The sequence below is a fragment of the Pseudomonas pisciculturae genome (assembly GCF_015461805.1).
GTDB lineage: Bacteria > Pseudomonadota > Gammaproteobacteria > Pseudomonadales > Pseudomonadaceae > Aquipseudomonas > Aquipseudomonas pisciculturae.
In genome coordinates, this window is the sequence record NZ_JACVZE010000002.1 from 608,892 (window position 1) to 634,138 (window position 25,247).

Genomic DNA, 25,247 nt, shown 5'->3' on the forward strand with positions numbered 1-25,247 from the left:
ATTTTGCGATGCGTGAACAACAAGAACACACCTTCAGTACCCACGATGGCGTCGAGCTGTTCTACCGGCATTGGCCGGCCACAGAAGGTGCCGGGCCACGCCAGGCCATCGTGTTGTTCCATCGCGGCCACGAGCATTCGGGGCGCATTGCCCACTTGGTGGATGAGCTGAACCTGCCGCAATTCGACTTCTTCGCCTGGGATGCCCGCGGCCACGGCCAGTCACCCGGCGAGCGCGGTGACAGCCCAAGCTTCGCCACCAGCGCCCGCGATGTGCAGACCTTTTGCGATCACATCAGCACCACCTACGGCATCGAAGAAGAGAACTTAGCGGTCATCGCCCAAAGCGTCGGCGCCGTGATCGCGGCCACTTGGGTACACGATTACGCCCCGAAGATCCGCGCCCTGGTGCTGGCCTCCCCGGCCTTCAAGGTCAAGCTGTACGTGCCGTTCGCCCGGCCGGGCCTGGCCTTGATGCGCAAGTTTCGCGGCAATTTTTTCGTCAACAGCTACGTCAAGGCCAAGTTCCTCAGCCATGACCCCGAGCGCGTGGCGTCCTACGACAGCGACCCGCTGATCACCAAGGCCATCTCGGTGAATGTGCTGCTGGGCCTGTACGAAGCGGCCGACCGGGTTGTAGCCGATGCCCAGGCGATCCAGGTGCCAACGCAGTTGCTGGTCTCGGGTTCCGACTTTGTGGTGCACCGCAAACCCCAGCAGCAATTCTTCGACCGCCTTGGCAGCCTGAAAAAAGAGCTGCATATCCTCCCCGGTTTCTTCCACGACACCCTGGGCGAGCGCGACCGTGCCACCGCTGTAAACAGCGCCCGTCGCTTTATCCTGCAAAACTTCGAACACCCGCTAGACCGCGCATCATTACTGGACGCCGACAAAATCGGCGCCACCTGCGCCGAGTCTGAAGCCCTCGCCGCGCCGCTGCCGCGCAACTCCCTGCGTGATCTTTACTGGCGCATGACCCGCGCCAGCATGGGCCTGGGCAAAAATCTGTCGGAAGGCGTGAAGCTGGGCTTCGATACCGGCTTCGACTCCGGCAGCACCCTGGACTACGTGTACCGCAACACGCCCACCGGCAAGGGCGGGCTGGGGCGCATGATCGACACCAACTACCTCAACTCCATCGGCTGGCGCGGCATTCGACAGCGCAAGCTGAATGTCGAAGAGCTGCTGCGCCTGGCCATGGCCAAGTTGCGTGCAGAAGACCGTGAAGTGCGCATTGTGGATATCGCCGCCGGCCACGGGCGTTACATTCTCGAAGCCTTGCAGGGCGTGTCGCCGTTGCCGGAATCGATCCTGCTGCGTGACTACAGCGACATCAACGTGCGCGACGGTGGCGCGCTGATTCGCGAGAAAGGCCTGGGGGATATCGCGCAATTCGTCAAAGGCGATGCATTTGATCGCCTGGATTTGGCGGCGCTGGCCCCTAAACCGACATTGGCGGTGGTGTCCGGGCTGTATGAATTGTTTGCCGACAACGCCATGGTCGGCGGGTCGCTGGCGGGGCTGGCCGAAGCGGTGGAGCCTGGCGGTTATTTGGTCTACACCGGCCAACCGTGGCACCCGCAGTTGGAACTGATCGCCCGCGCCTTGACCAGCCATCGCCAAGGCCAGGCCTGGGTGATGCGCCGGCGTAGCCAGGCGGAGATGGACCAACTGGTGGAAGCCGCAGGCTTTCGCAAGATCACCCAACGTGTGGATGAGTGGGGCATTTTCACCGTGTCCCTAGCACAGAAGATCTGAACATGCGCGAACCCGGCTTGTTAAAGCCAGCAGTGCTTTGGCTACTGCTGTTGGCGCCGCTGTTTTTCAGCACTTACGGCTTCGCCACCTGGGTCACCAGCCAACGCAGCGATGTCGGCACGCTGGTGTTCGACTGGGAAACCCATATGCCGTTCTGGGCCTGGACCATCGTGCCCTATTGGTCCATTGACCTGCTTTACGGGTTCTCCCTGCTGCTGCCCAATACCCGGCATGAGTTGAAGCAACATGCGCTGCGCCTATTGAGTGCACAGGTGATCGCCGTGAGCTGCTTCCTGATCTGGCCGCTGCGTTTCACCTTCGAGCGGCCGGAACTGGATGGGGTGTTTGGCTGGTTGTTTGCGGTGCTGGCAGGGTTCGACAAGCCGTTCAACCAGGCGCCTTCGCTGCATATCGCGCTGCTGGTGATCTTGTGGGTGATGTTCCAGCGCCATACCCAGGGCGTGTGGCGCTGGGTGGTGCATGGGTGGTTTGCGTTGATCGGTATTTCGGTGCTGACCACTTATCAACACCACTTTATCGACTTACCCACAGGCGCACTGGCTGGCTGGATTTGCGTGTGGCTGTGGCCGTTAGAACACCCGAGCCCGCTGTTGAATGCGCGGCTGACGCGAGACCCCAAGCGTTGGCGGCTGGGTGTGCGCTATGGGTTGGGCGCGCTGGCGCTGGCTATCCTGGCGTTGTTCATGGGCGGCGGTTGGCTGTGGATACTTTGGCCAGCGGTGTCCCTCGCCTTGATCAGCGCCCATTACGTTGTACTCGGTGCCTCGGGTTTCCAGAAACGCGCCGATGGGCGACTGACTCCGGCGTCGCGCTGGCTCTATGCGCCCTATCTGGCAGCCGCGTGGGTTAACTCGCGCCTGTGGACACGTAAACATCCACAGCCCGACCTGATTGTGGATAACGTCTGGCTCGGGCGTATTCCTACGACTGGCGAGCAGGCCCCCTTCAAGGCCATCGTCGACCTCTGCGCCGAACTGCCGATTAATCCACAGGGCCGCGCCTACGCGTCCATCCCCGTGCTGGACCTGATCGCCCCCACGCCCGACGAATGCCTGCAAGCCGCCCAAGCCATCGAACGCCTGCGCCCAAGCGGCCCGCTGCTGGTGTGTTGCGCGCTGGGCTACTCGCGCAGCGCCACCGCTGTGGCGGCCTGGCTGCTGCATACAGGCCGCGCAACGACGGTGGAGCAAGCGCTGACTATTATTCGTACAGCGCGGGCCGATGTGGTCCTGCATCCTGCTCACCGTGAAGCGTTGGAGGGTTTGCCCCATGCCCGCTGATATGGAACTCCAGATCGTCGCCAGCCTGTTGCGTCGTGGCCGTTCGCTGGATCAGTTATCCACAGGCCTGACGTTGTTGGGCGTACTGTTCGGCCTGGCTCAGCTATTAATGGCCAGTATCGCGCCGATCTGCCTGTTACTCAGCCTGTGGATGATCATCCTCGGGCTGCTGCAAAAATACTGGGCGCTGCGCGTAGCCTTCGACGCCGACTTGTTTGCCCTGCTCGCCCGCGACATAGACCGCACCGCCGACCTCGACCAGGCCCTGCAAACCCTGGGTTTGCAATCGCCCAAACGCGCTGGCCGACCCTGGGCCGAACGTCGCCGCGGCGCCCTCAAACTGCTGCGCAAACAAGCCTGGCTGTTGGGCGCTCAAGCGCTGCTGACCCTGGGCGTGATCCTCGCCAGCCCTTGGCTGCCTTTCGCCGGATAAGGAACTCCCATGTTTGAACCCGTGGTCGCCACGCTCATCACCTCCATGGCCCGCACCGTCACCGGCGCCCGCAGCCTGTGGCTCGGCTGCGCGCCGGTGCCGGTGCAACGCATCTACTTCGCCAACCACAGCAGCCACGGCGACTTCGTGTTGCTGTGGGCCTCGTTACCGCAAAACCTGCGCAAATTCACGCGCCCGGTGGCCGGCAGTGATTACTGGAATAAAAGCGCCCTGCGCCGCTACATCATCAACCGTGTGTTCAACGGCGTGCTGATCGACCGTGAACGCAAAGACCCTGTGGATAACCCGTTGCAGCCCATGCTCAGTGCCCTGGAAGGTGGTGATTCGCTGATCATCTTCCCGGAGGGCACGCGCAACCTGGAAGACGGCCTGCTGCCGTTCAAAAGCGGCCTCTACCACCTGGCCAAAAGTTACCCACAGGCCGAATTGATCCCCGTGTGGATCGCCAACCTCAACCGGGTCATGCCCAAGGGCCGCGTACTGCCGCTGCCTTTGTTGTGCACCACCAGCTTCGGCGCGCCGCTGCAATTGGAGCAAGACGAAGACAAAGGCGCCTTCTTGGCCCGCACCCGCGACGCCCTGCTCGCCCTTGCCCCGGAGCATTCCTGATATGCACAGCCAGACCATAATGCTGTTCGGGGGCATCGGCGCGATCCTGGTGCTCGCCTCGTTGATCGGCCTGATCCTCAAGCTGCGCACCCGTGGTACGCCCAATGCAGTGATCGACAACCTCAACGCCCGCATCAACGCCTGGTGGGTGATGGTGGTGGTGATCGGCATCGCCTTCTGGCTCGGCACCGGCGCGGTGATCCTGCTGTTCTACGCCGTGTCTTTCTACGCCCTGCGCGAATTCCTTACCCTTACCCCCACCCGCCGCAGCGACTACCCGGCGCTGGTGGCGGCGTTCTACCTGGCACTGCCCCTGCAATATCTGCTGATTTATTCGGATTGGTACGGGCTGTTCTCGATCTTCATCCCGGTGTACGTGTTCCTGCTGCTGCCGATCCTTGCCTCCCTGGGCGGCGACACCACGCACTTCCTGGAACGCGCCTCGAAAGTACAGTGGGGCCTGATGATCGCGGTGTTCTGCGTGTCGTTCGTGCCCGCCCTACTCACCCTCGATATCCCAGGTTATGAAGGCCGCAACCTGCTGCTGATTGCCTACCTGGTGATCGTGGTGCAACTGTCGGACGTGCTTCAGTACGTGTGTGGGAAGTTGTTCGGCAAACACAAGATTGCGCCCAACCTGTCGCCGTCCAAAACCGTGGAAGGCTTCGTCGGCGGCATTTTGCTGTCGTCCCTGATCGGCGCAGCGCTGTGGTGGACCACGCCGTTCAACCCGTGGCAGTCGTTCTTGATTGCGCTGTTGATCAACTTGCTGGGCTTTGCCGGCGGCATCGTGATGTCGGCGATCAAGCGCGACCGGGGCGTGAAGGACTGGGGGCATATGATCGAAGGGCACGGCGGCATGCTGGACCGGCTGGATTCGGTGTGTTTTGCCGCGCCGATATTCTTCCACCTTGTGCGCTACTGGTGGACCTGACCCCACCATTCTCAAGCCAGACAAAGATCAAAATGTGGGAGGGGGCTTGCCCCCGATTGCGCTGTATCAGCCAACCTATTCGTAGCTGACACTCCGCAATCGGGGGCAAGCCCCCTCCCACATTTGTTCTGCGGCAAATTTAACACTGCGGTTATCTGGTGACGTGGGACCTTGCTCCCTCGCTACACACAGCAAGGCGTATCTGGGTAATCTTTTGTATCAAAGACGCGTGTAAGATACGCCGCACTTAGCCAGGGATGCTCACCATGTTCGACTCGTTCAAAGCGATCAGCCGCCGTATTGCCGGTGCGTTAGCGACTGTGGTGGGGGCCGTTTTCGGTCAATGGCATCCGCCGTTTTGGCTGCGGGCCATCGGGCGTGGCCTGGCTAACGTAGGCCACAAAGCCCGCGCCTATCCGCGCCAGGCAGGTGCCGGTGTGTTGGCCGTGGTGTTGCTGGCCGCCGCCGGGTTTTATGGCTGGCAGTGGTATTCCCACTTGCCGCAGCCCCACACTGCGAGTTATTCGCTGCACAAACCTAACCTGACCGACTACACCCAGCCATCGCCGGTTGTGGATAACTTGCAGGTTCGCTTCGCCGAGTCCGTCGCCCCGCTGACGGCGATTGGCAAGCCGGTGACCGAAGGCATCACCCTCAAACCAAGCGTGGCCGGCACCTGGCGCTGGTCCGATGACCGCACCTTGCTGTTCGTGCCGGAAAAAGACTGGCCCATCGACGCCGGCTACACCCTGGACCTCGCGAAGAAAAACCTGCTGGCCGACGGCGTGTTGCTGGACCAGTACAGCGCTCAATTCTCCACCCAACCGTTCCGCGCCACCCTGGCACAAACCGAGTTGTATCAAGACCCGTCCAACCCAACGCTGAAACAGTTGGTCGCCACCTTCCATTTTTCCCACCCGGTGGATGAAGACAGCCTACGCAAGCGTGTGTCGGTGACCCTCGACAAAGGCCTGGCCTACCGCGACGCCCAGTTGCCCAACCGCCCGGAAATCACCTTCGACGAGAAAAAACTCAACGCCTACGTGCGCTCCGCCGCCCTGGCTACGCCGTTGGAAAGCACGCAGGTCAGCGCCAAGCTCGACGAAGGCCTCAAGGCCCGCGACGGCGGCAACGCCAGCACTGCACCGTTGGTGGCGCAAGTCACCGTGCCCGGCCGCTATCGCCTGACCTTTACCGGCGCCGAAGTGAGCTTTGTCGACAACGAACGCAGCGAGCCGGAGCCGGTGCTGATGTTCAGCAGCTCCAGCGCCGTCGCCGATGACACCATCGCTGGCAAGGTGCAGGCCTGGCTGCTGCCGGAAAAAGCCCAGGACGACACACGCCCCTATAACAGCAACGACATCGACGACGCCCTGCTCGCCCGCAGCACCAAGGTCAACCTGACCCATGTGCCCAGCGTCGAGCCGCTGAACACCCTGCACGCCTTCAAGTTCAAGGCCCCGGCTGGCCGCGCCATTTACGTACGTGTTCCCGCCAACCTGGAAGCCATCGGCGGCTATCTGGCGAAGAACCCTACGGCGTCGCTCATCAGCATGCCGGCGTATCCGCGTACTTTGCAGTTCTTGTCTGACGGCGCCCTGCTCAGCCTCAACGGCGAAAAACGCCTGGGCTTCATGGCCCGTGGTGTACCCGGCGCCCATGTGGAAATCGCCCGCCTGCTGCCCAACCAACTGCAACACCTGGTAGACCAGAGCAGCGGCAGCTTTGCCCGGCCGAATTTCGGCAACGAGTATTTCGACCGCATGGTTGAACGTCAGTCGCTGGATATTGCCCTGTCGTCCAACGACCCGGCGAAAACCGTGTATGACAACGTGGATTTAAGCCACTACCTCACCGCCAATGGCGGCCGGCGCGGCATTTTCGTGCTCAAGCTCAGCCCCCAGGATGAACCGGCCGAGCGCACGTTCGAGTACGACCGCAGTAACACCAGCGACCTGCGGTTTATCGTGGTGACCGACCTGGGCATCATTGCCAAGCGCTCCAGTGATGGCAGCCATGATGTGTACGTGCAGTCCATCGGTAACGGCTCGCCGGTAGCCGACGCACAGGTCGATATCATCGGCCGCAACGGTTTGCCGGTCAGCAGCGGCCGCACCGACGGCGAAGGCCACGCGCATTTCGCCAAGCTCGATGAACTGCGCCGTGAGAAAACGCCGCTGATGTATGTGGTGACTCGCGGCAATGACCAGTCGTTTTTGCCGATTGCCCGTCAGTCTCAGCAGCTGGATTTGTCGCGATTCGATGTAGGCGGTTTGGAAGAAGACGGTGCGATTGATCGCCTTAGCGCCTACCTGTTTACCGACCGTGGCCTGTACCGCCCGGGCGAAACCGCGCACCTGGGCATGATCGTGCGCAGCGGCAACTGGCAAGGCGCCCTGCAAGGCCTGCCGGTGGAGCTGCAAATCACCGACCCTCGTGGCCTGGAGGTGATTCGCCAGCCGTTGAAACTCTCCGCCAGTGGCTTTGAAACCTTTGACTTCCCTAGCAGCGAAGTCGCCCCCGCCGGGGACTACACCGCGACCTTGCAGCTGATTGGCCAGAAGCAGACCCGCACCGACCTGGGCAGTGTGAGCTTTAAGGTGCGCGACTTTGAGCCAGACCGTATGAAGGTCAGCCTGAGCCTGCACGACACGCCTGTGCAGGGCTGGATTCCACCCGATCAGGTGGTGGCCAAAGTGACCGCCATGCACCTGTTCGGCGCCCCGGCTGCCGACCGTCGAGTGACCGCGAAAATGTCCTTGAGCCCAACGCTCGCGGCATTCGACCGCTACCCCGACTACCGCTTCCGCCTCAGCGATTCCCTGGATGAAGCCAGCACCGAAGACCTCGCCGAAACCACCGTGGATGACAACGGCCAAGCCGTACTCGACCTCAACCTGCAACGCTTTGCCAACAGCACCTATCGCCTGCAAGTCATGACTCAGGTGTACGAAGCCGAGGGCGGTCGCAACGTGGCGGCGCAGAGTGCCTTGCTAGTGTCGTCCGCGCCTTACCTCGTGGGTGTTAAAAGTCAGGACTCGCTGTCGTACGTTGCCAAGGATGCACCGCGCCAGGTGCAATGGCTGGCCGTCGCGCCAGACCTTTCGCCACTGGCGGTGGACGGCCTGACTACAGAGGTGGTCGAACACCGATACGTGTCGGTGCTGGTGAAACAGTCCAACGGCACCTACAAGTACGAGTCGCGCATCAAAAACATCAGCCAACCCGCCTCCCCGCTGGTGATGACCACGGACGGCGCCAAGCAAACCCTGAATACCGCAACGCCGGGCGACTTCACGCTGCAAGTCAAGGACGCCAACGGCAACCTGCTCAACCAAATCGACTACAGCGTGGCCGGGCGCGGCAACACTTCGCGCTCGCTGGAACGTAATGCCGAGCTGCAACTGCGCCTGGATAAACGCAGCTATGCCACCGGTGATGAGATCGCCATCAGCATCCGCGCGCCCTACACCGGCGCCGGCTTGATTACCATTGAACGCGACAAGGTCTACACCCAGCAGTGGTTCAAGGCCGACAGCACCAACAGCGTGCAGCACATCCGCGTGCCGGCGGGGCTTGAGGGCAATGCCTACGTCAACGTGCAGTTCGTGCGGGATATGGGCTCGGCCGAGGTGTATATGAGCCCGCTGTCCTACGGCGTGGTGCCGTTCAGCATCAACCTGGATGCGCGGCGCATGGCGCTGAAAGTCGAGGGCCCGGCGAAGATCGAGCCGGGGCAGACGCTAGATATCAAGGTCAATGCTGATCGCCCGGGCCGCGCCGTGGTCTACGCGGTGGACGAAGGCATCCTGCAAGTGGCGCGCTACCAGACGCCGGACCCGCTGGGTTTCTTCTTCCAGAAGCGGGCGCTGGAGGTCGGCACCAGTCAGATTCTTGACCTGATCCTGCCGGAATTCAGCCGCCTGCTCAGTGGGGCAGCGCCCGGTGGCGATACGGAAGGCGCCCTGGCCAATCACCTCAACCCGTTCAAGCGTAAACATCAGCCGCCTGTAGCTTGGTGGTCTGGTTTGGTGGACTTGCCGGCCGGTGAAACCGTGCTGCATTACCAAGTGCCGGACAGCTTCAACGGCAAGCTGCACCTGTTTGCAGTCGCCGTGGACAGCGACAGCGTCGGCGTCAGCGAAGCCACTACCGACGTGCGTGGGCCGATTGTGATCACGCCGAACGTGCCAGCTTTTGTGGCGCCAGGGGATGTGTTCAACGTCAGCGCTGGGGTGTTCAGCAACCTCGATGCCGCAGCGGACGTGAAGTTTGAAGTGCAGACCAGCGACGGCCTCAAGCTGCAGGGCGACAAAGGCAGCACCCTGTCCCTGCAACCGCGCAAGGAAGGCACCGCCGAGTTCAAGATCAAGGTCGGCGACACCCTGGGTTCTGCCGACCTGCGTTTTGTCGCGGTGCTGCCAAACGGCAAGCGCATCCAGGTGGCGGAAACCACCTCGATCCGCCCCCTGAGTGAGCACCGCGTGGTCTTGAGCCTGGGCCGCTTCGACAGCGCCAGCAAAGAACTCAAACCCACCCGCGAGCTGTTCAGCCAACTGCGCGACGTGCAACTGGGCGTGGCGGCCTCGCCGCTGGTATGGGCCAACGGCCTCAAGCACTACCTGGATGACTACGGCTATGCCTGCACCGAGCAACTGGTGTCCAAGGCCATGCCGGCGTTGATCTGGGGCGGCAACGCCCCCGAAGCCGAGCAGGCCTTCAACAGTGCGGTGCGCATGCTGCGTCAACGTCAGAACCAGGCCGGCGGCTTTGGTTTGTGGGCAGCCAACCCGGATGTGGCGCCATACGTCAGCCTGTACGCCACCGACTTCCTGATCGAAGCCAAGGAACGCGGCCTGCCGGTGCCGGAAGATCTGCTGGTGCGCTCGAACGCGTATCTGACAGACCTGGCCAACGGCCCGAGTGAAGGCCTGTCGGAATTGCGCAATCGCGCCTACGCCAGTTACCTCTTGAGCCGTCAGGGGATTCTGGTGAGCGGCGCCTTGAGCGATATCCGCGAGCGCTACGAAAGCTACTTCAAGGACAGCTGGCAAAACGATCTGGGCGCCGCTTACCTGGCAGCCAGCTACAAGTTGCTCAAGCAGGATCGCCAGGCCGATACCTTGTTCGGCAAAATCCCTTGGCGCGCCCTTGTGGATAAGTGGACCAGCGACGGCCTCTACTACGACCCGCTGGTGCACGATGCCGAACACCTGCACCTGCTGGCGCGGCACTTCCCGGAGCTGATGGACGATGTGCCCACGGCGCTGCTGGATAAACTCGGCAAGCGCCTCAACGAGCAGCGTTACAACTCGTTGTCGGCGGCCCTGTTGCTGCGGGCTCTGGACAACTATGGCCAGCGTGCGCAAAGCGATATGACCCTCAAGGCCACCGCCTGGTTGGGTGATAAACAGCAGCAGTTGCTGGAGATGGCCGGCCAACCGCCACGCGCTGCGGTGCCGAGCGCCACGCAAAAGCTGGTGATGGAAAAGTCCGACGGCCCCGCCGCGTTCTACATGCTCAGCGAAGCCGGTTTCGACAAGGGCACCAAGCTTAAGCCGATCACCAATGGCCTGGAGATCATCCACGAATACCTCGACCTCAAGGGCGAGCCGGTGAGTAAAGTCGCGGTGGGGGATGAGTTCCTGGTGCGCTTGCGCCTGCGCGCTACCGACCGCGATCAAGTGCAACAAGTGGCCGTGGTCGACCTGCTGCCGGGCGGCGTCGAGCCTGTGTATAACTTGCCGCCGGAGCCGGAAGCCGCCAGCAGCGAGGAAGGTGAAGGCGAAGAATCCGAGTACGTAGAAGAAGACAGCCAGGAAGAAGCCAGCTGGCAAGCGCCTATCGGCGAAACCGAGCTGAGCACTTGGCAGCCGGAGTATGTGGATGTTCGCGATGATCGAGTCGTGCTGTACGGCACTGCACTGCGCGACGTAGGCACGTTCGTCTACCGCGTGCGCGCCACCAACGCCGGTACCTTCAATACGCCACCGGCCTACGCCGAGGGCATGTACGAAACCACCCTGCAAGGGCGCGGCAAAGTAGGCCAGCTTGAAATTACCAAGCCTTAAACGCCTGACGCCGCTGCTTGCAGCGGCGGTGATGCTGGCGGGCTTGCGCCTGTGGCCCCATGCGCCGCTGGAACAGGCCGTGACCTCGTCACGGGTGGTGTTGGCCGACGACGGTGCGCTGCTGCGCATGACGCTGGCGGATGACGGCCAATACCGCCTGTGGCTACCGCTGGAGCGGATGTCGCCTTCGCTGGTCGAGGCTTTGTTGCTCAAGGAAGACCGCAATTTTTACTGGCACCCAGGGATCAACCCCCCGGCATTGCTGCGTGCAGCCATGGCCACCTACAGCGGTGGCCAGCGCCAGGGCGGCTCGACCCTTAGCATGCAACTGGCGCGGCGCTTGTGGGATCTGAACACCCGCCAGGTGCCCGGCAAGTTGCAGCAAATGGCCCTGGCCCTGTGGCTGGAGGCGCGCTACAGCAAGCACGACATTCTTGAGGCTTACCTCAACCTGGCGCCCATGGGCGGCAATATCGAAGGGGCCGAAGCGGCGAGCCGCATCTATTTTGGTAAGTCGGCAGCGCAGTTGTCGCTGTCTGAAGCGCTGGCACTGGCGGTGATCCCCCAGCAGCCGGGGCGGCGTGCGCGCTTCGGGCCGTCGCTGCAAAACGCGCGGCTGCGCTTGATGGCCGACTGGCGCGAGACTTATCCACAAGACCCGCGTAACCACAGTTTGCTGGACTTGCCACTGGAGGCGCGCAATCGCCAGCAGATCCCATTCCTGGCGCCGCACTTGAGTGAACAACTGCTGGCGTCCCAGCCCGGCAACGAGCTGAACAGCACGCTCAATCTGCCCTTGCAGCAATTGCTTGAGCGCCTGATCACCGGTTTTATCGCCGAGCGGCGCAGCACCGGTGTGGAAAACGCCACAGCGATCCTGATCGACAGCCGCGACCAGAGCGTCAAGGCGCTGGTGGGGTCGGCGGATTACTTCTCAACAGGCATCCACGGCCAGGTCAATGGCGTGCTGTCGCGGCGTTCGCCGGGGTCAACGCTCAAGCCATTTTTGTATGGGTTGGCGCTGGATCAGGGCGTGATCCACCCCTTGAGTATCCTCAAAGACTTACCGAGCAACTTCGGCTACTTCCAGCCGGAAAACTTCGACGGCAGTTTTGTCGGGCCGCTGACAGCGCGTGATGCCTTGATACGTAGTCGAAATATCCCGGCAGTGTGGCTGGCCAGCCAAGTGAAATCGCCGTCCTTGTATGGATTGCTGCAACGCGCCGGCATCAAGGGCTTGCGCGACGAGAGCCATTACGGCCTCGCCCTTGCCCTCGGCGGCGGCGAGATGACACCTGAGGAGTTGGCGCGGCTGTATGTAATGCTGGCGGGTGACGGGCATCTGCGACCACTGCGCTATTTGCAAGAGCAGCAACAATCCACTGGCCCGCCACTGCTAACGCCGCAAGCAGCCTTTATGGTGCGCGACATGCTGCGCCGCAACCCGCGCCCGGATGGTTTGCCCGGCCGGCACTGGCGCGCGGCGTGGAAGACCGGCACCTCCTGGGGTTTTCACGATGCCTGGAGTGCGGGGCTGGTGGGCCCGTACGTATTGGTGGTGTGGGTGGGCAACTTCGATGGGCGGCCAAACCCGGCGTTTATCGGCGCCAAGACCGCTGCGCCGCTGTTCTTTCGCATTGCCGACGCCCTGCCGCTGGCCTTGCCGAACGTTGTGATCAAGGCCGACAAACCGCCCGCCGGGCTGGTGCGTATCGACGTGTGCGCCGCGTCTGGCGAGTTGCCCAACCGCTGGTGCCCGCAAACCCGCAAGACCTGGTACATCCCCGGTGTGTCGCCGATTCGCGTGTCCAACCTGCACCGCCCGGTGCTGATCGACACCCGCACCGGCAAGGCCGCCTGCCCGCCGTTCGAGGCGCAATACACCCGTGAGGAAGTCTTCGAGTTCTGGCCCAGCGACGTGCAACGCCTGTACCGCGCCGCAGGCTTGCCACGTCGCACGCCGCCCAACGTGATGAAAAACTGCCAGCCCAACCGCATCAGCGACGGGAGCGAAGCACCCCAAATACGCTCGCCACTGACCCAGGTGAGCTACCAGTTGCGCCTGTCTCAACCGCAGGAAAGCATCCCGCTGAACGCCAATGCGGCCAGCGATGCGACAACGTTGTATTGGTTTGCAGACCAAACCTTGATTGGTCAGGGCCCGCCGCAGGCCACGTTGAACTGGCGGCCGGGCAAGTCGGGGGAATATCGGTTGCGGGTGACGGATGATCAGGGGCGCAGTGCGGGTCGGGGGTTGCGGGTGGAGTTTGTGCCTTAGAAAACTCGCTCGCTATCGTGAATTGGGAGCTCCAGATAGTAGGACTCTCCCCCGCCCACCGCGCCCGACAACCAACCCCATACAAAGGCAAGAGTAGTAAGCCCGGCGTCATCAACACCGACAGTGCCACGCGACCAGCCGGCCAATAACTCCCCTTCTGTGGTCAGGCACTGATAAAGCAATTGGATAGTATCTGGGCCTGTCACACGCCCAATCTGCTGACCGCTGCGAATCCGGCCACCCTGATAGGTGCCCGAGATGGCTACGCCGTCGACCTGGTAATGAAATACCGTGCCTGTGCCGGAGAGGCCCTGGGTGTTGTTGGCGACTGAAAAGCGGCGATTGTGCAAACGTTCGCCGATCAGGGAAGAGGGTGTGTGCATCGGGTTCGAATCCTTTCGTCGAGCCGGGCCTGGAGACCCGGCGGGCCTCCAGGGTGTCGCGTGTTACTCCACCGTGACCGATTTGGCCAGGTTACGCGGCTGGTCGACGTCGGTGCCTTTGAGCACGGCGACGTAGTACGACAGCAGTTGCAACGGGATGGTGTAGAGGATCGGCGACAAGGTGTCATTGATGTGCGGCATGTTGATGACGTGGGTGCCTTCGCCGTTGGTCATGCCGGCTTTTTCATCAGCGAACACCACTAACTGGCCGCCACGAGCACGTACTTCCTGCAGGTTGGATTTGAGTTTTTCCAGCAGTTCGTTGTTCGGTGCCACGGTGACCACCGGCATGTCGTCATCCACCAGGGCCAGTGGGCCGTGTTTTAGCTCGCCAGCAGGATAAGCTTCGGCGTGGATGTACGAGATTTCCTTGAGCTTGAGAGCGCCTTCCATCGCGACCGGGTACTGCGCGCCACGACCGAGGAACAAGGTGTGGTTTTTGTCGTTGAACAGCTCGGCGACTTTTTCCACGGTGCTGTCCATAGCCAAGGCTTCACCCAAACGGGTTGGCAGGCGGCGCAGTTCTTCGACCAGGGTGGCTTCGACGCCGTTGGCGAGGGTGCCGCGCACTTGGCCCAGGGAGAGGGTCAGCAACAGCAGGCCAACCAGTTGCGTGGTGAAAGCTTTGGTGGACGCCACGCCGATTTCACGACCAGCCTGGGTCAGCAGGGTCAGGTCGGATTCACGCACCAGCGAGCTGATGCTGACGTTGCAGATTGCCAGGCTGGCGAGGAAGCCCAATTCTTTAGCGTTGCGCAGGGCGGCCAGGGTGTCGGCGGTTTCGCCAGACTGAGAGATGGTCACGAACAGGGTGTCGGGCTGTACCACCACTTTGCGGTAGCGGAACTCGCTGGCGACTTCGACCTGGCAAGGGATGCCGGCCAGCTCTTCCAACCAGTAACGGGCAACCATACCGGCGTGGTAGCTGGTGCCGCAGGCGACGATCTGCACATTGCGCACCTTGGCGAACAGCTCGGCGGCTTGTGGGCCGAAGGCGTTGACCAGTACCTGTTTGTCGCCAAGACGACCTTCGAGGGTGCGTTGCACGACTGCCGGTTGCTCATGGATTTCCTTGAGCATGAAGTGGCGATACTCGCCTTTGTCGGCAGCTTCGGCACCATCGCGGTATTGCACGGCTTCGCGCTCGACGGAGTTGCCGTTTACGTCCCAGATCGCCACGCTTTCGCGGCGGATGTCGGCGATATCGCCTTCCTCCAGGTACATGAAGCGGTCGGTGACCTGACGCAGGGCCAGTTGGTCGGAAGCGAGGAAGTTCTCGCCCAGGCCCAGGCCAATCACCAGCGGGCTGCCACTGCGGGCAGCAACCACGCGGTCCGGTTGGCTCGCGCTGACCACGGCCAGGCCGTAGGCGCCGTGCAGCTCTTTGACCGTGGCCTTGAGGGCGGTGGTCAGGTCACTGTGGTCCTTGAGTTTGTGGTTGAGCAGGTGGGCGATGACTTCGGTGTCGGTGTCCGAGGTGAACACGTAGCCCAGGCCTTTGAGTTGCTCACGCAGCACTTCGTGGTTTTCGATGATGCCGTTGTGCACCACGGCAAGGTCACCGGAGAAATGCGGGTGGGCGTTGCGTTCGCACGGCGCACCGTGGGTGGCCCAACGGGTGTGGGCAATGCCTAAGCGCCCCACCAGCGGCTCACCGGCCAGGGCCTGCTCCAACTCGCTGACCTTGCCCGGGCGACGCACGCGCTCAAGTTTGCCAGCGTTGGTGAAGACGGCCACACCGGCGCTGTCATAGCCACGGTATTCCAGGCGCTTGAGGCCTTCGAGCAGGATAGCCGTTACGTTACGTTCAGCGACTGCGCCAACAATTCCACACATGGTGCTTCTCCTAGATGATTGCCGCGCATATCAGCGTAATGCCGCGGGCTTGGATCTGGTCGCGGGCCTCAAGCGGCAGGCGATCATCGGTAATAAGGGTATGGACGCTGCTCCAGGGCAGTTCCAGGTTGGGGATCTTGCGGCCGATCTTGTCGGATTCGACCATCACCACCACCTCACGGGCGACCTCGGCCATTACGCGGCTCAGGCCCAGCAGCTCGTTGAAGGTGGTAGTACCGCGCTGCAAGTCGATGCCGTCAGCGCCGATGAACAGCTGATCAAAGTCGTAGGAACGCAGCACTTGCTCGGCGACCTGGCCTTGGAACGAGTCTGAATGGGGGTCCCAGGTGCCGCCGGTCATCAACAGTACGGGCTCGTGTTCCAGTTCGCTCAAGGCGCTGGCCACGTGCAGGGAGTTGGTCATGACCACCAGGCCAGGTTGATGGCCCAGCTCGGGGATCATGGCGGCGGTAGTACTCCCGCTGTCGATGATGATGCGCGCGTGTTCGCGCAGACGCACCACAGCGGCACGGGCGATGGCGCGCTTGTACACCGAAATGGGTTGGGCGGCGTCACCCACCAGTTCCTGAGGCATGGTGATAGCACCGCCGTAGCGACGCAGTAGCAGGCCGTTGCTTTCGAGGGCGGCCAGGTCCTTGCGGATGGTGACTTCCGAGGTTTCGAAATGCTTGGCCAAGGCGTCCACGCTGACTTCGCCCTGTTCAGTGAGCAAAGTCAGGATATTGTGGCGCCGTTGGGGTGTATTTCGTTTCGACATGGTGATGATAAGTTTCGTTTCGAAAGATAACGAAGGCAATCAAAACCTATTAGCGAAAGATCGTCAAGCGCACTGCAGCAAATTTTTGATCGGACATAGAACAAATGTGGGAGGGGCGGTGCGACGATTCGACTTGCCCCCTCCCACATTGGAGATTTATTGCTGCTGAGGGTGTGGGTAACTCAGGTCTTTTTAATTTTCACCGGGCGTTTCCAGCCGTCGATGTTGCGTTGACGGGCGCGGGCCACGGCCAGTTGCGACTTATCCACATTCTGGTTGATGGTAGAGCCCGCCGCAGTGCTCGCACCATCGTCGAGGGTAACCGGTGCAACCAACGAATTATTGGAACCAATAAACACGTCAGCACCAATGGTGGTCTGGTGCTTGTTGGCGCCGTCGTAGTTGCATGTGATCGTGCCAGCACCGATGTTGGTACGCGCGCCCACAGTGGCATCACCCAGGTAGGTCAGGTGACCGACCTTGGCCTCATCACCCAGCTTGGCGTTTTTCATTTCAACAAAGTTACCCACATGGGCCTTGGCACCCAACACGCTGCCCGGACGCAAGCGCGCAAACGGGCCGGCATCACTGCCCTCGCCCATGACCGCACCTTCGATATGGCTGTTGGCCTTGACCACCACGCCTTTACGCAGGGTGCTGTCCTTGATCACGCAGTTCGGGCCGATTACCACGTCATCTTCGATGATCACGCGGCCTTCGAGGATAACGTTGATGTCGATCAGCACGTCGCGGCCGACCGTCACTTCACCGCGCACATCGAAGCGCGCCGGGTCGCGCAGGGTCGCACCCTGAGCCATCAACCGGCGGCCTTCGCGCAGTTGATAGTGACGCTCAAGCTCGGCAAGTTGCTTGCGGTCGTTGGCGCCCTGCACTTCCATCGGGTCGTGGGGCTGTTCGGTGGCTACCAACAGGCCATCGCTGACGGCCATTTCGATGACATCGGTGAGGTAATACTCGCCCTGGGCGTTGTTGTTGGACAAGCGGCTCATCCAGTCGGCGAGCTTGCTGGCAGGGACTGCCAGAATGCCGGTGTTGCCTTCGGTGATAGCACGCTGAGCTTCGCTGGCATCCTTGTGCTCGACGATAGCCTGGACCTTGCCATCGGCATTGCGCACGATGCGCCCGTAACCGGTGGGGTCAGCCAGTTCGACGGTGAGCAGTCCCATCTGGCCAGGCACGACGTGCTTGAGCAGGCGTTGCAGGGTTTCTACTTCGATCAGTGGCACGTCGCCGTAGAGAATCAGCACCGTATCGGCGGTGATGAACGGCACGGCTTGCGCGGTGGCGTGGCCCGTACCGAGTTGTTTGTCCTGTAAAACGAAATTCAAATCGTCCGCGGCCAGGCGCTCACGCACTGCATCAGCACCATGGCCGATCACCACGTGGATACGTTGCGGGGCCAACTGCCGGGCGCTGTGGATAACATGGCCCAGCATGGAGTTGCCGGCAACCGGGTGCAGCACCTTGGGCAGGGCCGAACGCATACGGGTGCCCTGGCCTGCGGCGAGAATGACGATTTCAAGAGACATGAATGGCTACCAATCCTGGGCGGTCCGGCTTCAGACCAACGAAGTGTTTTGCTGAAAAAGAAAAAGGGTAGCCGAGGCTACCCTTTTTAATCAATCGCGCATGAAGCATGACGGCGTGGCCGCTTACTTCTTGCGGATCTGCTGGAGCGTGCGCAGCTGGGCTGCAGCCTCGGCCAGACGTACAGCAGCAGCGCTGTAGTCGAAGTCCGCGCCCTTTTCATTCAGGGCCTTCTCAGCAGCCTGAACGGCTTCCTGAGCAGCGGCTTCGTCCAAGTCGCCAGCGCGTTGCACGGTGTCGGCAAGTACCTTGACCATGTTCGGCTGAACCTCGAGGAAACCACCGGAGATGTAGAACACCTCACGTTCCCCGCCCAGCTTGGTCAGAGTAATCGGGCCAGGCTTCAGGGAAGTAATCAATGGCGCGTGGCCAAAGTTAATACCCAGATCGCCCAACTCGCCGTGTGCAATCACACTTTCAATCTGACCGGCGAAAATTTCACCTTCCGCGCTGACGATATCGCAATGGAATGTCATAGCCATCTGATTGCCTCAACCTGATTAGCGCCCGTTACCGGGCGCCGGGATTACAGTTTCTTGGCTTTCTCGATCGCTTCTTCGATGCCGCCGACCATGTAGAACGCTTGTTCTGGCAGGTGGTCGTAGTCACCGTTGAGGATGCCTTTGAAGCCAGCAATGGTGTCTTTCAGGGAAACGTATTTACCCGAGGCACCGGTGAAGACTTCAGCCACGAAGAACGGCTGCGACAAGAAGCGTTGGATCTTACGAGCACGGTTTACCAACTGCTTGTCGGCTTCCGACAGCTCGTCCATACCCAGGATCGCAATGATGTCCTTCAGTTCTTTGTAACGCTGCAGCACGTACTGAACGCCGCGAGCGGTGTCGTAGTGCTCCTGGCCGATCACGTTCGGGTCCAGTTGGCGCGAAGTCGAGTCGAGTGGATCGACCGCTGGGTAGATACCCAGGGAAGCGATGTCACGGGACAGAACGACGGTGGCGTCCAAGTGGGCGAAGGTGGTCGCAGGCGACGGGTCGGTCAAGTCATCCGCAGGTACGTATACCGCTTGGATCGAAGTGATCGAACCTTCTTTGGTCGAAGTGATACGTTCTTGCAGAACGCCCATCTCTTCGGCCAGGGTCGGCTGGTAGCCTACTGCGGAAGGCATACGGCCCAGCAGTGCGGATACTTCAGTACCGGCCAAGGTGTAACGGTAGATGTTGTCGACGAACAGCAGAACGTCGTTACCTTCGTCACGGAACTTCTCGGCCATGGTCAGGCCAGTCAGTGCTACGCGCAGACGGTTACCCGGCGGCTCGTTCATCTGACCGTAAACCAGTGCCACTTTGTCCAGAACGTTGGAGTCCTTCATCTCGTGGTAGAAGTCGTTACCCTCACGGGTACGCTCGCCCACACCGGCGAACACGGAATAACCGCTGTGCTCGATGGCGATGTTACGGATCAGTTCCATCATGTTTACGGTCTTGCCTACACCGGCACCACCGAACAGACCGACTTTACCGCCCTTGGCGAACGGGCAAACCAGGTCGATAACCTTGATGCCAGTTTCCAGCAGGTCGTTGCCGCCAGCTTGTTCCGCGAACGAAGGTGCTGGACGGTGAATGCCCCAACGCTCTTCGGTGTCGATCGGACCAGCTTCGTCAATCGGGTTGCCCAGTACGTCCATGATCCGGCCCAGGGTCGCTTTACCGACCGGTACGGAGATGGCTGCGCCAGAGTCGATAACGTCCAGACCGCGCTTCAAGCCTTCGGTGGAACCCATCGCAATGGTACGAACTACGCCGTCGCCCAGCTGTTGCTGAACTTCCAGAGTAGTTTCCGCGCCTTGTACTTTCAGCGCGTTGTAGATGCTCGGTACGCTGTCGCGTGGAAATTCCACGTCGATAACGGCGCCGATGATTTGAACGATACGTCCGCTACTCATAGCTGGATCCTCTGAATATTTGAACCGTTAAACCGCGGCAGCGCCGCCGACGATTTCCGAGATCTCTTGGGTGATCGCAGCCTGACGCGCCTTGTTGTAGATCAGCTGCAAATCGCTGATCAGATCACCGGCGTTGTCGGTAGCGTTTTTCATCGCGATCATCCGCGCCGCTTGTTCAGCTGCGTTGTTCTCGACCACCGCCTGGTACACCTGCGACTCCACGTAGCGCACCATCAAGCCGTCAAGCAGCTCTTTGGCGTCTGGTTCGTAGAGGTAGTCCCAGTGGTGCTTGAGTTCCTGATCCGGAGTCGCCACCAGTGGAATCAATTGCTCCACGGTTGGCTGCTGGGTCATGGTGTTGATGAACTTGTTGGATACCACGGAGAGGCGGTCAATCCGGCCTTCCAGGTACGCATCCAGCATCACCTTCACACTGCCGATCAAATCATTGATCGACGGCTCTTCACCCAGGTGGCTGATAGCTGCAACGACGTTACCGCCGAAGTTACGGAAAAAGGCCGCACCCTTGCTACCAACAACACACAGATCGATCTCGACGCCGTTTTCGCGGTTTACCGCCATGTCCTTGACCAGGGCCTTGAACAGGTTGGTATTCAAACCACCGCACAAACCACGGTCACTGCTCACAACCACATAACCCACACGCTTAACTTCGCGGTCGATCATGAATGGGTGGCGGTATTCCGGGTTGGCGTTGGCCAAATGCCCAATTACCTGGCGGATACGCTCCGCATAAGGACGGCTAGCAGCCATGCGCATTTGTGCCTTGCGCATTTTGCTGACCGCCACTTTTTCCATGGCGCTGGTAATCTTTTGCGTGCTTTTGATGCTCGCAATCTTACTGCGAATCTCTTTTGCGCCTGCCATGTAACACCTATCAGGTTAGCAAGCGGGAGCCTTGCGGCTCCCGCTGCGGCTTACCAGGTTTGGGTGGCCTTGAACTTCTCGATACCGGCTTTGAGGCCAGCGTCGATTTCGTCATTGAAGTCACCCTTCACGTTGATCTTGGCCAACAAGTCGGCATGATCGCGGTTGAAGTAAGCAATCAGCGCTTGTTCAAAGCTGCCAACCTTGGTGATTTCGACGTCAGTCAGGAACCCACGCTCAGCGGCATACAGCGACAACGCCATGTCAGCGATCGACATTGGGGCGTATTGCTTCTGCTTCATCAGCTCGGTAACGCGCTGACCATGCTCAAGTTGCTTACGGGTCGCTTCGTCCAGGTCAGAAGCGAACTGGGCGAATGCCGCCAGTTCACGGTACTGAGCCAGAGCGGTACGGATACCACCGGAAAGCTTCTTGATGATCTTGGTCTGAGCGGCACCACCCACACGGGATACCGAAACACCGGCGTTCACTGCTGGGCGGATGCCCGAGTTGAACATGGCCGATTCCAGGAAGATCTGACCGTCGGTGATGGAAATCACGTTGGTCGGAACGAACGCGGAAACGTCGCCAGCCTGGGTTTCGATGATCGGCAGTGCGGTCAGGGAACCGGTTTTGCCGGTCACTGCGCCGTTGGTGAACTTCTCTACGTACTCTTCCGAAACGCGGGATGCGCGCTCCAGCAGACGGGAGTGGAGATAGAACACGTCGCCTGGGTAAGCTTCACGGCCTGGTGGACGGCGCAGCAGCAGGGAAATCTGGCGGTAAGCCACTGCTTGCTTGGACAGATCGTCATAAACGATCAGCGCGTCTTCACCGCGGTCGCGGAAGAATTCACCCATGGTGCAACCGGAGTACGGTGCCAGGAATTGCAGCGCAGGAGATTCCGAAGCACTGGCAGCCACGATGATCGTGTTGGCCAGGGCGCCGTTTTCTTCCAGCTTGCGAACCACGTTGGCGATGGTCGATTGTTTCTGACCGATTGCTACGTAGACGCAGAAAATGCCGCTGTCTTTCTGGTTGATGATCGCGTCGATGGCCAGAGCGGTTTTACCGATCTGACGGTCACCGATGATCAGCTCACGCTGGCCACGGCCGACTGGGATCATGGCATCGACAGCCTTGTAGCCAGTCTGTACAGGCTGGTCTACCGACTTACGCCAGATCACGCCTGGAGCAACTTTCTCGACCGCGTCGGTCTCGGTGTTGCCCAGTGGACCTTTACCGTCAACAGGGTTACCCAGTGCGTCGACTACGCGACCCAGCAGTTCCTTACCAACCGGAACTTCGAGGATGCGGCCAGTGCACTTGGCGCTCATGCCTTCAGCCAGACTGGTGTACGCGCCCAATACAACGGCACCTACGGAGTCTTGCTCCAGGTTGAGGGCCATACCGAAGACGCCGCCCGGAAACTCGATCATCTCGCCGTACATTACGTCGGCCAGACCGTGAATCCGCACGATGCCGTCAGATACGCTGACGACAGTGCCTTCGTTACGGGCTTGGGAGGTCACATCGAGCTTGTCGATGCGGCCCTTGATAATTTCACTTATTTCGGAAGGATTGAGTTGCTGCATTGCTCTGCTGCCCCTTCAAACTCAAGATTTCAATGCTTCGGCAAGATTCGCGAGTTTGCCGCGAATCGAGCCATCGATAACCAGGTCGCCGGCGCGAATGATGACACCACCAATAAGGGTGGCATCCTCCGCAACTTGCAGGCGCACTTCCCGGTCGAGTCGTGCACTGAGAACCTTGGCGAGTTTGTCTTGCTGTTCTTGGTTCAATGCAAAAGCACTGGTGACTTCAACGTCTACCGACTTCTCTTGCTCGGCCTTGTACAGGTCGAACAGAGCGGCAATCTCCGGCAGAAGCAGGAGACGGTCGTTTTCGGCAACGACGTGCAAGAAGTTCTGCACTTTCACATCAAACTTGTCGCCGCACACTTCAATAAAAGTGGCGGCCTTGTCTGCGCTCGTCAGTCGCGGGGCCTTGAGCACGCGCTGCATGGTGTCGTCTTGCGACACTGCTGCAGCCAGGCCGAGCATGGCTGACCAAGAGGCCAGCTGCTGGTGGGCCTGGGCGTGCTCGAAGGCTGCCTTAGCGTAAGGTCGGGCCAACGTGGTCAATTCTGCCATGATCGCCCTCGCTTAAATTTCAGCAGCCAGTTTGTTAACCAGCTCCGCGTGCGCGTTTTGATCGATTGTGGCACCCAGGATCTTCTCAGCACCGCCGACAGCCAGAGCACCCAGTTGGGCACGCAGAGCGTCTTTGACACCGTTCAGTTCCTGCTCGATCTCGGCCTGAGCCTGAACCTTCACACGGTCAGCGTCGATACGGGCTTTTTCAACAGCCTCTTCAACGATCTGGTTACCGCGTTTCTTGGCTTGCTCAATGATTTCGGCTGCTTGAGCTTTCGCTTCGCGCAGTTGTTGACCCGCTTTATCTTGGGCCAACTCCAGGTCGCGAGCTGCTCGTGCTGCAGCGTCCAGCCCATCCGCGATCTTCTTCTGACGTTCGTGCAGAGCTGCGATGACCGGAGGCCATACGAACTTCATGCAGAAAACGACAAAAATCAAGAACGCTAAGGACTGACCAATAATGGTTGCATTAATGTTCACGCCAATACCTCGCTCATTCGTTGCACAACACACCAATCACTCGAAAAGACGAGTGATTAACCGGCGAGTTGACCAACGAAAGGGTTCGCGAAGGTGAAGAACAGAGCGATACCAACACCGATCATGGTCACGGCGTCGAGCAGGCCGGCGACGATGAACATTTTAACTTGCAGCATTGGAACCATTTCTGGCTGGCGCGCTGCGCCTTCCAGGAACTTGCCGCCCAGCAGGCCGAAACCAATGGCAGTACCCAGGGCGCCCAGGCCGATCAACAGTGCAACAGCGATAGCGGTTAGACCAACTACAGTTTCCATCTTTCCTCCCGACTTTTACGTCGTATGGTTTAGGTTTTTTAGATTTTAAAGCGGTAAAACAAATCGTTTCATAGCCCGGTAGGGCCCACCTTCCCGTTTGACCGGGAAGGACATCAGACTAGTCGAGACTGGTCTTAATGGTTCTCTTCGTGCGCCATCGACAGGTAGACGATGGTCAGCATCATGAAGATAAAGGCCTGCAGGGTGATGATCAGGATGTGGAACACAGCCCACGCCCACTGCAGAACAATGCCCAGGCCGCTAAGCCAGAGCAGGCCGCTGCCGAACATCACAGCGATCAGAATGAACACCAACTCGCCGGCATACATGTTGCCGAACAGTCGCAGAGCCAGGGAAATCGGCTTGGCGATCAGGGTGACGAATTCCAGCAGGAAGTTCACCGGGATCAGCAGGGCTTGAACGAAGATGTTCTTGCTGCCGAACGGGTGCAGGGTCAGTTCGCCGATGAAGCCGCCGATGCCCTTGATCTTGATGCTGTAGAAAATGATCAACGCGAATACCGACAGGGCCATGCCCAGGGTAGCGTTAGGGTCAGTGGTCGATACGGCACGGAATGGAATGTGCGGATCGCCGCTGATCGCCATGGCGAGCTGAGGAATCCAGTCAACCGGGATCAGGTCGACGGCGTTCATCAGGAACACCCAGACGAAGATGGTCAGTGCCAACGGTGCAATCACCGGGCTACGGCCATGGAAGCTGTCTTTCACGCTGCCATCGACGAATTCGACCAATACTTCAACGAAGTTCTGCAAAGCACCTGGCTGACCGGAAGTCGCCTTCTTTGCCGCCATGCGGAAAATCAGAACGAAGATCAGACCCAATGCGACCGACCAACCCAGAGTGTCCAGGTGGAAAGCCCAGAAGCCCATTTCTTTGGCCTCTGCTGCGGAGTGGGCAAAGCCCCAGCCGCCATTAGGAAGCTGACCGAAGGTCAGGTTCTGCAAGTGGTGCTGGATATAGCCCGAAGCGGTTGTTTCTGCCATGGTTGCCTCAAACGCCCTAAGGTTTCGAAAGTCTTGTTTTCATTAGCAGGGGAGCGAACCAGCTGACCAGTTGGGTCAACACGAAGACGCCGAATACAGCCAGCGGCGCCAATGGCTTCACACCTGCAAAGGTCAGTGCAAACAGCACTGCCGTCAAAATCAGTTTCCCTGCTTCGCCGGCATAAAATGACCGGACGATAGCCTGGGCTGCTCGGGCGCCGGAAAACCGAAAGGCCCTATGAGCAAAATACATATTGGGCAGCAAGGCTATCAGGCCTCCGCAGAGTCCTGAATATCCGGCTACGACTCCATGCCCGTACCAAAGCGCCAACGCGGCGATCAGCAAGATGACAAATTGAGCCAATAAAACCGGAAAAACGGCCAAGCGATGGAACGGCAACGTGTTTGGCGTGCGGGTTTCCATCACTCTTGC

At 60.3% G+C, this 25,247-nt stretch carries 20 protein-coding genes; 7 read left to right on the forward strand and 13 right to left on the reverse strand.

What is annotated here, in order from left to right:
• Positions 1-8 precede the first annotated feature (8 nt).
• The 7 genes from ICY20_RS08460 to pbpC all read left to right on the forward strand — a co-directional run bounded on the left by ICY20_RS08460 (position 9) and on the right by pbpC (position 13,404).
• Complete coding sequence (locus ICY20_RS08460) at positions 9-1,757, forward strand: bifunctional alpha/beta hydrolase/class I SAM-dependent methyltransferase (RefSeq protein ID WP_194937274.1); 1,749 nt, start codon at positions 9-11, stop codon at positions 1,755-1,757.
• Between the two features lie 2 nt (positions 1,758-1,759).
• Positions 1,760-3,058, forward strand: a complete 1,299-nt coding sequence (locus ICY20_RS08465) for a phosphatase PAP2/dual specificity phosphatase family protein (protein ID WP_159960468.1) — start codon at positions 1,760-1,762, stop codon at positions 3,056-3,058.
• Positions 3,048-3,491, forward strand: a complete 444-nt coding sequence (locus ICY20_RS08470; RefSeq protein WP_194937275.1) for a hypothetical protein — start codon at positions 3,048-3,050, stop codon at positions 3,489-3,491. The genes ICY20_RS08465 and ICY20_RS08470 overlap by 11 nt, the downstream gene beginning before the upstream one ends.
• 9 nt (positions 3,492-3,500) lie before the next feature.
• Positions 3,501-4,121 carry a lysophospholipid acyltransferase family protein gene (locus tag ICY20_RS08475; protein ID WP_159960472.1) on the forward strand — a complete coding sequence of 207 codons (621 nt, stop codon included), beginning with the start codon at positions 3,501-3,503 and terminating at the stop codon, positions 4,119-4,121.
• Between the two features lies 1 nt (position 4,122).
• On the forward strand, positions 4,123-5,055 hold the full coding sequence (locus ICY20_RS08480; RefSeq protein WP_122485301.1) for a phosphatidate cytidylyltransferase: 933 nt from the start codon (positions 4,123-4,125) through the stop codon (positions 5,053-5,055).
• Positions 5,056-5,321: 266 nt separating this feature from the next.
• Complete coding sequence (locus tag ICY20_RS08485; protein WP_194937276.1) at positions 5,322-11,126, forward strand: alpha-2-macroglobulin family protein; 5,805 nt, start codon at positions 5,322-5,324, stop codon at positions 11,124-11,126.
• Positions 11,107-13,404 carry a penicillin-binding protein 1C gene (gene pbpC, locus ICY20_RS08490; RefSeq protein ID WP_194937277.1) on the forward strand — a complete coding sequence of 766 codons (2,298 nt, stop codon included), beginning with the start codon at positions 11,107-11,109 and terminating at the stop codon, positions 13,402-13,404. Before ICY20_RS08485 ends, pbpC begins: the two co-directional genes overlap by 20 nt.
• Here the strand turns inward: pbpC and ICY20_RS08495 are convergent.
• The 13 genes from ICY20_RS08495 to ICY20_RS08555 form a co-directional block, all read right to left on the reverse strand.
• On the reverse strand, positions 13,401-13,787 hold the full coding sequence (locus ICY20_RS08495) for a hypothetical protein (protein WP_159960478.1): 387 nt from the start codon (positions 13,785-13,787) through the stop codon (positions 13,401-13,403). The genes pbpC and ICY20_RS08495 overlap by 4 nt on opposite strands.
• A gap of 63 nt (positions 13,788-13,850) precedes the next feature.
• Positions 13,851-15,683, reverse strand: coding sequence for a glutamine--fructose-6-phosphate transaminase (isomerizing) (glmS, locus tag ICY20_RS08500; protein ID WP_159960480.1), 1,833 nt, complete (start codon positions 15,681-15,683; stop codon positions 13,851-13,853).
• A gap of 10 nt (positions 15,684-15,693) precedes the next feature.
• Positions 15,694-16,461, reverse strand: coding sequence for a DeoR/GlpR family DNA-binding transcription regulator (locus tag ICY20_RS08505; protein WP_159960482.1), 768 nt, complete (start codon positions 16,459-16,461; stop codon positions 15,694-15,696).
• Between the two features lie 182 nt (positions 16,462-16,643).
• Positions 16,644-18,011 carry a bifunctional UDP-N-acetylglucosamine diphosphorylase/glucosamine-1-phosphate N-acetyltransferase GlmU gene (gene glmU, locus ICY20_RS08510; RefSeq protein WP_159960484.1) on the reverse strand — a complete coding sequence of 456 codons (1,368 nt, stop codon included), beginning with the start codon at positions 18,009-18,011 and terminating at the stop codon, positions 16,644-16,646.
• A 123-nt stretch (positions 18,012-18,134) separates the two neighbouring features.
• On the reverse strand, positions 18,135-18,551 hold the full coding sequence (locus tag ICY20_RS08515; protein ID WP_122485312.1) for a F0F1 ATP synthase subunit epsilon: 417 nt from the start codon (positions 18,549-18,551) through the stop codon (positions 18,135-18,137).
• 44 nt (positions 18,552-18,595) lie between these two features.
• Positions 18,596-19,972: a F0F1 ATP synthase subunit beta gene (gene atpD / locus ICY20_RS08520; protein WP_003177062.1), complete on the reverse strand. Its 1,377-nt coding sequence runs from the start codon at positions 19,970-19,972 to the stop codon at positions 18,596-18,598.
• Between the two features lie 27 nt (positions 19,973-19,999).
• Entirely contained in the window at positions 20,000-20,860 is an 861-nt protein-coding gene (gene atpG, locus ICY20_RS08525; protein ID WP_010565870.1) for a F0F1 ATP synthase subunit gamma, read from the reverse strand.
• A 50-nt stretch (positions 20,861-20,910) separates the two neighbouring features.
• Positions 20,911-22,455 carry a F0F1 ATP synthase subunit alpha gene (gene atpA, locus ICY20_RS08530; RefSeq protein ID WP_122485313.1) on the reverse strand — a complete coding sequence of 515 codons (1,545 nt, stop codon included), beginning with the start codon at positions 22,453-22,455 and terminating at the stop codon, positions 20,911-20,913.
• A gap of 21 nt (positions 22,456-22,476) precedes the next feature.
• The gene (locus tag ICY20_RS08535) at positions 22,477-23,013 is read right to left on the reverse strand and encodes a F0F1 ATP synthase subunit delta (RefSeq protein WP_032885165.1); all 537 of its coding nucleotides are present in this window, start codon (positions 23,011-23,013) and stop codon (positions 22,477-22,479) included.
• 12 nt (positions 23,014-23,025) lie between these two features.
• Positions 23,026-23,496 carry a F0F1 ATP synthase subunit B gene (locus ICY20_RS08540; protein WP_008439543.1) on the reverse strand — a complete coding sequence of 157 codons (471 nt, stop codon included), beginning with the start codon at positions 23,494-23,496 and terminating at the stop codon, positions 23,026-23,028.
• Between the two features lie 56 nt (positions 23,497-23,552).
• Positions 23,553-23,810, reverse strand: coding sequence for a F0F1 ATP synthase subunit C (atpE, locus tag ICY20_RS08545; RefSeq protein ID WP_002555987.1), 258 nt, complete (start codon positions 23,808-23,810; stop codon positions 23,553-23,555).
• Between the two features lie 134 nt (positions 23,811-23,944).
• Complete coding sequence (gene atpB, locus ICY20_RS08550) at positions 23,945-24,814, reverse strand: F0F1 ATP synthase subunit A (RefSeq protein WP_017736231.1); 870 nt, start codon at positions 24,812-24,814, stop codon at positions 23,945-23,947.
• A gap of 16 nt (positions 24,815-24,830) precedes the next feature.
• The gene (locus ICY20_RS08555) at positions 24,831-25,238 is read right to left on the reverse strand and encodes a F0F1 ATP synthase subunit I (protein WP_003177069.1); all 408 of its coding nucleotides are present in this window, start codon (positions 25,236-25,238) and stop codon (positions 24,831-24,833) included.
• Positions 25,239-25,247 lie beyond the last annotated feature (9 nt).